Source organism: Mastigocoleus sp. MO_188.B34, assembly GCF_030065675.1.
Taxonomy (GTDB): domain Bacteria; phylum Cyanobacteriota; class Cyanobacteriia; order Cyanobacteriales; family Nostocaceae; genus Mastigocoleus.
Map to the genome: position 1 here is coordinate 1 of NZ_JASJDK010000205.1, position 8,906 is coordinate 8,906.

The 8,906-nt window shown below is 37.4% G+C and carries 10 protein-coding genes and 1 rRNA gene; 6 read left to right on the top strand and 5 right to left on the bottom strand.

Annotation, left to right across the window (positions count from 1 at the left end; all coding sequences use genetic code 11):
* Positions 1 to 210, bottom strand: a 210-nt coding sequence (locus QNJ50_RS27715; protein ID WP_300642173.1) for a hypothetical protein, incomplete at its 3' end; no start/stop codon positions are given.
* A 264-nt stretch (positions 211 to 474) separates the two neighbouring features.
* Positions 475 to 2,205 carry a cation:proton antiporter gene (locus QNJ50_RS27720; RefSeq protein ID WP_300642176.1) on the bottom strand — a complete coding sequence of 577 codons (1,731 nt, stop codon included), beginning with the start codon at positions 2,203 to 2,205 and terminating at the stop codon, positions 475 to 477.
* Positions 2,206 to 2,413: 208 nt separating this feature from the next.
* Here QNJ50_RS27720 and QNJ50_RS27725 point away from each other — a divergent pair, with 208 nt between their 5' ends.
* Together QNJ50_RS27725 and QNJ50_RS27730 are read left to right on the top strand one after the other, a co-directional pair.
* Complete coding sequence (locus tag QNJ50_RS27725; RefSeq protein ID WP_300642180.1) at positions 2,414 to 2,617, top strand: hypothetical protein; 204 nt, start codon at positions 2,414 to 2,416, stop codon at positions 2,615 to 2,617.
* Between the two features lie 321 nt (positions 2,618 to 2,938).
* Positions 2,939 to 3,691, top strand: a complete 753-nt coding sequence (locus QNJ50_RS27730) for a hypothetical protein (protein WP_300642183.1) — start codon at positions 2,939 to 2,941, stop codon at positions 3,689 to 3,691.
* Positions 3,692 to 4,075: 384 nt separating this feature from the next.
* Here QNJ50_RS27730 and QNJ50_RS27735 read toward each other — a convergent pair whose 3' ends face one another.
* The gene (locus tag QNJ50_RS27735) at positions 4,076 to 4,213 is read right to left on the bottom strand and encodes a hypothetical protein (RefSeq protein ID WP_235595837.1); all 138 of its coding nucleotides are present in this window, start codon (positions 4,211 to 4,213) and stop codon (positions 4,076 to 4,078) included.
* Between QNJ50_RS27735 and msrB the strand changes: the two genes are divergently transcribed.
* From msrB to QNJ50_RS27750, 4 genes are all read left to right on the top strand, one after another.
* On the top strand, positions 4,212 to 4,628 hold the full coding sequence (msrB, locus tag QNJ50_RS27740; RefSeq protein WP_300642188.1) for a peptide-methionine (R)-S-oxide reductase MsrB: 417 nt from the start codon (positions 4,212 to 4,214) through the stop codon (positions 4,626 to 4,628). The two genes, QNJ50_RS27735 and msrB, sit on opposite strands and share 2 nt — an antisense overlap.
* Before the next feature lie 216 nt (positions 4,629 to 4,844).
* Positions 4,845 to 6,101 (top strand): GMC family oxidoreductase N-terminal domain-containing protein, encoded by a 1,257-nt coding sequence (locus QNJ50_RS27745; RefSeq protein WP_366914348.1) that lies wholly within the window; start codon positions 4,845 to 4,847, stop codon positions 6,099 to 6,101.
* Positions 6,058 to 6,426, top strand: a complete 369-nt coding sequence (locus QNJ50_RS28670; RefSeq protein WP_366914349.1) for a GMC oxidoreductase — start codon at positions 6,058 to 6,060, stop codon at positions 6,424 to 6,426. Before QNJ50_RS27745 ends, QNJ50_RS28670 begins: the two co-directional genes overlap by 44 nt.
* A 122-nt stretch (positions 6,427 to 6,548) precedes the next feature.
* Positions 6,549 to 6,833, top strand: coding sequence for a hypothetical protein (locus tag QNJ50_RS27750; protein ID WP_300642191.1), 285 nt, complete (start codon positions 6,549 to 6,551; stop codon positions 6,831 to 6,833).
* Between the two features lie 192 nt (positions 6,834 to 7,025).
* Here the strand turns inward: QNJ50_RS27750 and QNJ50_RS27755 are convergent, their stop codons facing one another.
* Together QNJ50_RS27755 and rrf are read right to left on the bottom strand one after the other, a co-directional pair.
* Positions 7,026 to 8,456, bottom strand: a complete 1,431-nt coding sequence (locus tag QNJ50_RS27755; RefSeq protein ID WP_300642193.1) for a 1-acyl-sn-glycerol-3-phosphate acyltransferase — start codon at positions 8,454 to 8,456, stop codon at positions 7,026 to 7,028.
* A gap of 342 nt (positions 8,457 to 8,798) precedes the next feature.
* A 5S ribosomal RNA gene (gene rrf / locus QNJ50_RS27760) occupies positions 8,799 to 8,906 on the bottom strand; the annotation flags it as partial.

The window sequence follows — 8,906 nt, forward strand, 5'->3', positions numbered from 1 at the left end:
TTGCACTTCTTCTTGACGGAAAAGTTGTAAAATCGCCCGTGGTTTTCCTATCCCATACTCTACCAATGCGTAATTATAAACACCTGTAAATTCTGCTGGTGGATGGTCGGGGTCAAGATTAAATTGTTTCAGTAATTTAATAACCCTTTCGTTACGTTTTAGTTCATCCTTGGCAAATCCAGCTAAAGTATCTATCAGGGTTTCAAGCATTATCTTGGTTAGGAAGATATGATTTGAATATTTCCTTTATGGTAGCGATTTATTGAGCTTTTATACAGCAATCAATGCAATTAACTCCAGTCAAACTACTAAGTTAATTTACTTGAAATAATTGTTAGTAAAGTTTAATTATTAACAGTATTTCCTTAAATTGTGAACGATCCCACAGGTGACATTGAATAGTACTTGTGATTGCTTAAATAAGCTTCATCGCGGCTTAAATAAGCCGAATCTTTGTCCTGACTGGATTTTAGTCTAGTCTAAATTTTTTTGCGGTCGAATGCTCACATATCGATCAGCCCGGATATTGTAAATCAAATTACGAACGTGACTTTCTGATTCACCCAAATTTATTAATAAATGTCTTCCTACTTCTAAAGCTGCTTCAAATTCAGGTTGTACCACTTCCTTCGCACCCATGTTAGTCAGAAGATCGATTTCTCTATCCGTGTGCGATCGCGCAATGATTTCTAATCCTGGAGCAATCAAACAAGCACGTTTTAGCAGTAAACGGGTACTTGTAGGATCTGGTAAAGCAACAACTAAAGCTTTTGCAGTTTTTAAATGAGCTTTTTCCAAGACTAATTCCGAGTCACCATCGCCAAAAATGTAGGGAACTTGCTGATTTCTAAGGCTTTGAATCGCGGCTTCACTATTATCTATTACCAGAACTGGATACCCCTGACCTTGTAGAATATTGACAATTACTTGTCCAACTCTACCGTAACCAGCTACCACCACGTGGGAATTAATAGTTTCCGGGATGGAAAGAGATTTTGGTTTTTCAAAGCGCTGCAAATATTTTACTAGAAACGGTATTTGGGTTAGGTGATGAGCGAGGGATGGTGCATTATTTAGCCAAATAGGAGTAAGTACTAATGTAATTGCTGTTGTTCCCAAAAGTAAAAGATAGGTGTCGTTGTTAATTAGCCCTAAATCCAAACCTACAAGTTCTAAAACAAAAGAAAATTCACCAATTTGATTGATGCCAAAACTGGTAAGTAGTGCTGTCTTGAGAGAGTAACCAAATTTAAGAACAATCCCCAGAATAATTGCGGCTTTACCCAACATCACTAGTATGACCAATCCCAAGATGGTGCCAAAATTGTTGACGATAATACCTGGATCGATCAGCATTCCAATAGAAGCAAAAAACAGACTTGCAAAGGTGTCTCGTAAAGGCAAAACCTTTGCTAGAGCTTGGTCTGAGTATTCAATTTCCGAAAGCATTAATCCAGCAACGAAGGCTCCCATCTCAATGGAAATTCCCAGATAACCTGTCAATAATGCGACACTTAAACACAGAGCAGTTACTGCCAATAAAAATAATTCATTGTTTTCAGTTGCCGCAATGCTACGAATAAAAGGGGGTATGACACAACGACTTAATACTAATGCTACTGCAACAAAAATTATAATTTTGAGCAAAGCAATACCTAGTAGGGAACCCAGATTGTCCGGCTCTTTTAAAGCTGGTAAAATCGCTAACATTACACCCAGAGCCAAATCCTGAGCAATTAAAATTGCCAGCATAATTTGACCGTGTAACGTATTAGTTTCACCTCTTTCTGTAAGTGTTTTTAATACAACCGCAGTAGACGACAAAGACAGTACAGCCCCAAGATAAATACCTTGGGTCAGTCCAGAAGCCCAACCAAGCATTATCGTCACAAGGGTTACTAAAGTAGCAGTTAGCCCTATTTGTAATAAACTTCCTTTAATGGCAATGTCTTTAATTCGTTTAAGTTCAGCCAAAGAAAATTCAACACCCAAAGCAAAGAGTAGAAAAGCAACGCCAACTTCAGCCAAAGACTTGATTAAGTTGACATCGTTTAGTAACTTAAACCCAAAAGGACCAACTATCAGTCCACTAGCCAAATACCCCAGTAAAACAGGTTGACGCAAACGGTTTGCTATATATCCCCCCAATGCTGCAGATCCAAGAACAATGGTAAAATCTAGAATTAGACTGTGTTCTGCCGCCATGCTTCCGCCTTGTTTGGTAGATCGGTAATTTCACTTTAAAGAGTAACGTGACACCGAGTAAATATTTAACTGATTTCCAGACAGTAATTAGATATTTTATACAATATTTTTTCGTGTCTGCAGATATTAAGCAGAAAATAGTATACCTCATCTATTTCAAATTAGAAGCCTGTCGTCCACCGAGCCTTTGTGTTTTGCGGGTAAGAAGATGCGCGATGGGCAAAGAAATCCCATGGAAGAGCTATCCAAGTTAACAGGTATAAAAGAAGCAAAGGAACCCAGTGCAGCATTACTGATTTTGGTTGACGGAGCATTTACAGAGCACCGACTTTTTAATCGGCACAGTAATGGAATAAAGTTATATAAAGCTGCTGTAATGATGATTGAGGCTTATGCAAGCAATCCAATGTAGATAAATAAATAGTTAATCCATAACAGTAATTTGCTTTGAAATCAAATATTGAAAAGTGATTTATAAGCATTCAAGCTTGTATTACAAATTTTAAATTAAGTAGAAATTTGTGTAGTTCTGCTTATTACCTTGCATGCAATAAAACAAGCATCTTGTAGGATAGTAACAGAATAATTCGTTACATCAGGGTTTAGAAACTACTGTTGAATATCCTCTCATATGCTTTTACTATCCATGTCAAAATAATGCTCTTCCTAATAGCTGAAGTAAGCATAATCTACTAAATATAGTTTCCAAATTTACTGATAATAGGATAATCAAATGGCTGCGATTGAATACAATAAAGATATGGAAGCGATCCGCAAGCTTGTTGACAAACGTCCAGAAATATTTTTTTGGGCGATGGTTTCTGCTTTCGGTTGGTTTTTCGCAACTCCACTCATTGCGCGTCTTGACAGAGAAGTTGGTTATATAGAAAAACAGCCAAAACAACGTTTTTTAAGTACTCTCAGGCTACTTTGGAATATTGTACAAGAAGGGGTAGACAGTAAAGCATTGCAACGAATGAATCAAACTCATGCACGTTCGAGCATGAGTACTGAGCAATATCCAGATGAATTTTTGATGATAGTCGCAGTGTTTGTATGTGAAGGAATCCGCTTTTCCAATAACTTCTCATTATCTCCTGTGAGTCTAGAAGAACAAGTTTTGTGGTTCAATTTTTGGATTAACGATGTTGGTGCAGCCATGGATATTCATGATGTTCCAAGCTCTATAGAAGAACTAGAACAGTGGCTAATGGGTTATAAAGAAAATCGTATTATCGAAAGTGGGGATGAAAATACCCACGTCTTAGGAAAAATACTATTTGATCTGCTCCAGAACCAGGAAATATTGTCAGCTCCAGAACTCCATGCACCAGCTTGGATTCCACAAGATGGAGAATTAGCTCCCATCGTTCTTGGGGTCATGGATGACAAAGTACTCAAAGCTTTGGGTGCAACACCAATGATTGATTCAGAGCGCAATCTAATTCATGAAGGTTTGCGGAAGCGTTCTGCAGTAGCAGTTTAAGTGCTTTAATTTCATTCAATTACACGAAATTAAATATTGGTAGGGAAAATTTGTAAATTCTGTATTACTTAGCACGTAACGATCAAAGCGATCGTTATTTTTTTATTAGCTGCAAAATTTGGTTAAAACCAGCATATGAACTACGTACATTTATTTACTATCAAAAGTCCAGTAGTTTTTTTCCTTTGACCTTTTTTGAATTCAAAATGCAAAATTCAAAATGCAAAAATAAGAAAAATAATTGTGAATTGATTAATTTTGGGTACAAGCCCCTACTGATTGTAATTTTGAATTGATAATTTTTAATTTTGAATTTGGAGCGCAGCGACTTGACACCCCCTCAAAGATATAAGTTTTATGTTTTGATACCATAAAAGAGTTAATTTATTTTAAGACCTGAGCAGCTAGTAATTTAGCAGCTAAATGCTCCAAGATGAAAAGACGATATTTTTTGGAAGTTGGTGCTGTTACAGTTTGTACCGCATCTTTATTCCCCAATCCATTTATCAGGTCAGCAATCATGACAACATCACAAAACAAATTTGAAGTTAATAAAACTGAAGCCGAATGGCGTGAAATTTTGACTCCAGAACAGTTTCGGGTTCTGCGGAAACACGGTACCGAGCGTGCTGGAACCAGTCCTCTAGACAAAAATTATGAAGCTGGTACTTATTACTGTGCCGCTTGCGAACAACCACTTTTTACATCCGAAACTAAGTTTAACAGTGGTACTGGATGGCCCAGTTTTTATCAGCCCATCGAAGGTGCAATAGAAACAACCATAGATAAAAGTTTCTTTATGACTCGGGTTGAAGTACATTGCAGTCGTTGTGGCGGTCACCTCGGTCACGTATTTAACGATGGTCCTGCACCAACAGGTCAACGTTATTGCATGAATGGTGTTTCCCTTGAGTTTAAACCTGCTGAATCCGCTTAGATTAGGTTTCTCAATTTTAGTTTCTTAATTTTATACGTAGAGACGTAGCATGCTACGTCTCCATAATAATTTGGGATAATGCAAAGATAGTTTTGGATATGTCTACTGATATCCAACTTTAATGTAAATTCTAACCGCATACCGCCACAACTGGTGGTTTTTGATTGAATTGTAGTAAATTATATATTATCATTCCCCTGGAGAATAGAAAGGTGTATGATATATGACTACATAATTGTAGGTGCCGGTTCGGCAGGTTGTGTTCTAGCAAGTCGTCTTACAGCAAATCCAAATATTAGCGTACTTCTATTGGAAGCAGGTAAACCCGACTCCAAGCAAGAAATTCATATTCCTGCTGCTTACCCTAAATTATTTAAAAGTAAATACGATTGGAACTATTATACAGAGCCACAGTTGCATATGAATAACCGCCAACTATACATTCCACGCGGGAAAGTAATTGGTGGTTCCAGTTCCATAAACGCCATGATTTATATTCGCGGACACAGTTACGACTACGATTATTGGAGTGAGCTAGGAAATCAAGGATGGAGTTTCCAGGAAATATTACCCTACTTCAAAAAAGCAGAAAATCGACAACGACGGGGAGATTCTGAAGATTATGGTCTCGACGGTCCACTTCATATTGCTAATTTACGTCATGTCAGTTCTTTATCTCAAGCATTTGTAGAAGCTGCTGTAGAATTTGGAATTCCCTATCGTCAAGATTTTAACAATGCAGAACCAGAAGGGGTAGGAATATATAAAGTCACTCAAAAAAATGGGTCGCGATGCAGTGCAGCAGCAGCTTACTTAAAAACATGTCGCAATCGAGCTAATCTCACAATTCATACCAGTGCTCAAGTAACACGTATTTTGTTTGAAGCAAATCGAGCAATTGGCGTGGAGTATATTCACAATGGTAAAGTTACTTGTCAAACTAAAGTCAGACAAGAAGTAATTTTGTCTGCTGGAGCGATTAATTCTCCTCAGATACTGATGCTTTCTGGGATTGGTTGTGCTGAACACCTCAAAGGTTTAGGAATTCCGGCGATCGCAAATTTGCCAGGGGTTGGACAAAATCTACAAGATCATTTGACTGCTGGTGTTATTTATAATTGCACGAAACCAATTTCTTTAGATAAGTCAAATACTTTAGGTAATTTGTTGAAATACTTCCTTTGGAAGGTCGGTCCCATAACTTCCAATATTGCTGAAGCTGGAGGATTTATTAAACTTAGCCCCAATTCCAAAACACCAGACTTGCAATTTCACTTTGCACCTGTTTATTTTCAAAATCATGGTTTTAACAAAATAAAAGGATATGCTTTCACTTTGGGTGCTACGCTATTGCATCCTCAAAGCAGGGGATATATCCGTTTACGTTGTCCGGATCCTTTAGCTTCACCCCTAAATACAGCCCAACTTTTTGAGTCACGAAGCAGATTTACAGACCCTGATTGCTTCCGTTAGACTTTGTCGTCAAATTCTTCAAGCAAAAGCATTAGATAGATTTCGGGGTGAAGAAATGCTTCCCGGAATACAGGTCAAGCAGGATCGAGAAATAGCTGCTTATGTTCGTAAAATTGCCGAAGCTCTCTATCATCCTGTTGGAACTTGCAAAATGGGTAACGATCCAATGGCGGTTGTCAACTCACAATTACAAGTGCATGGTATTAGAGGGCTAAGAGTTGTCGATGCTTCGATTATGCCCAAAATTACTAGCGGGAATACAAATGCTCCTACTATTGCGATCGCAGAAAAAATTGCTAGCCTTTTAGTTTCTAAGAGTTCATAAAACTATCAACTTTTGAACGCTATAACCAAATTTTTACTGATATTAAATAATTTTTTTATACACAAAATTTAAACAGTCAAAATTTATCTTTGGGGATTTGTACCAATGCCAAAGATTTTTGCTTGAAAATAATATTTGATGGTACCTTCAGTGAAGGAAAACGAGCAGAAATGCTCAGACAATTGGAAGAACAACTCAGAGAAGTAGAAGCAAAAGAAAGATCGTCCCAACTTGAAGAAAGTGACAAGACAAAATTTATTGTTTCTTTGGAAGAACCTTTAAAACTTGAACTGATAAGTCCAGAAGATGCCCAAAAGTTAATCAGTGCCGTAGAAAATGGTCAAATAGCAATCCAAGATGGAATCAAAATGGTTGAGGACATAATTAAATCAGCAAAAGTCAAATAAACAAGTCATATGATGTTCGCTAAACTAGTTATGATATGTCATTGCGAGTGAAACGCAGTGAAACGACGCAATCACAATATACTGGGATTACTTCACTCCGCTATCGCTGCGTTTGTAATGACAAATGTTCTACCGGACATAATATCACACAGTTCTAGAGAGACGTAGCATGCTACGTCTCTACATTCATTATCAAATATCAATTGACAATTTCTCCAAAGCTAATTGTAAATCCTGGGTCAAATCCTTAACTGCTTGCTTGGCTCCCTTGCGACTACTTTGATAATTCGACCAACGCTCTGTCACTGAAATTGGCTCACCGATAGTTATGTGGGCTTTTCGCCAACCAAGACGGGGTCTACCGGGTATTTTTCCTTCCCTAATTCTGGCTAATAAATCAAACATTAATAGAGATATTTCTGCAAAACGCTCGAAACTAGCTTTTTCCCGCACATATTTAGTTGTAGCTGCAACAAAAGTTTCTACCAAGCGCATATGTCTTATTTTTAGATTTGCTTCTTTTGCAACCCAATCAGCTAATCCCCGTTGTAAACTTGGTAAAGCATTTAAATGTTCTGTAGAAGGAAAATCTTCCCGATAAATATAATTCCAAGCTGCTTCTTCTATATGGCGACAACGTTTTTCTAAACTTCCTTGTGCTTCTAAACCGAAATATTTTTCCGCAACTTGTAAAGCTGTTTCCCTTAAACGCTGCAATCTAAAATCTAAAATTTCCTCGTGATTTGTTGATTCTTTAGATGTAAATTTTTTTGGTAAATCTTGATGATAAAAGCGACGATAAAAATCTTCTATTTGAGAAAGTAGATGTTCTGCAAGGCGTAAAATACGTTGATAGTAAATTTCCTCACGATTTTTAGTAACGAATACCTCAATATTTTGAATTGATAAACCGCTATTTGCTTCTAATTTACCCAATAACGAGTTTAATTTGTCCCAGGGTTGTTCTGGATAAGAATACTTTATTGCCATAGGCAAAATCATAACTGTTTCGTCACGATTTGCTTTGACTAAATCTTCTACACACCAAAATCCTAACTGAGCAACACCAGATTCTAATGGACTTACAATACCACTATGACCGTTAGTTGCACCTTCTGGCGCAATTGCTATCGGGAATTTACCATTTACAAATAAATCCCTAGCTGTACGCAGACATTCTAAATCTATTCTTTTTCCGCGACGAATCGGAACCCCACCCAAATTAGAGAATAAGCAGCCAAGCCAGTTACCAGCCCATAACATCATCCCCCGGTCATAGAGAAAATGGGTGTGAATGGGATTTTGCAGTGAAATTCCTTGCTGATGAGCAATTTTAGGCATTTGTCGAGATAGAAGATAAGCCATACTTAGCGGATCGTCTACCTCTGGGTGGTGAAACGCCATCAAAAACCGAACTTTACCCATTTGGAATTTATGGTAAAGTCCTGCTAACACCTCAAGATTACTTCCTCCAACCTTTGCGATACCTGTAGGTAACCAATTTCGTGTTCGTAATCTTAACAAGACCGGTAGCGATAAATAAGAAAAATAATGTACCCAAGGGTTAAAGTGAGGTGGAATAAATTTAAGTTTTGGTTGAGCAGAATGAATTTCTTCTGACAAAATTACGCCCCCAGTTCGTAAACGAGATGGACAAATTTTACTCTTTGAGGGTTACGAAAATAAACGGTATCTTACTACTGGAATATTCTATTTTATTTCAAATTACCCCACATAACTTGTTCTTTCTGTTCATGATTCATAACCGGAGTTGCTTATCAGTTACGGACAGATTAAAGTTCCAGCGATGTATAAGTATCTTAAAGAATAATTAGTAGTTCTATTTAGGCTTTTATTTGAAATAAAAGTAATTGATATTTACAAATTGACTTGAAATAAAATAATAAGCCACATTGAGTAAAATCAAAGTGACTTATTACTTCATATTAAGTTTTAGTAAAATTAACCTGGCATCGAGCTATTTTCACGGGAGGCAACCCTCCAACTATCGTCGCCGCAACAGCGTTTCACCTCTGAGTTCGGGATGGTTCAGTGTGGTTCCACTGTGCCATA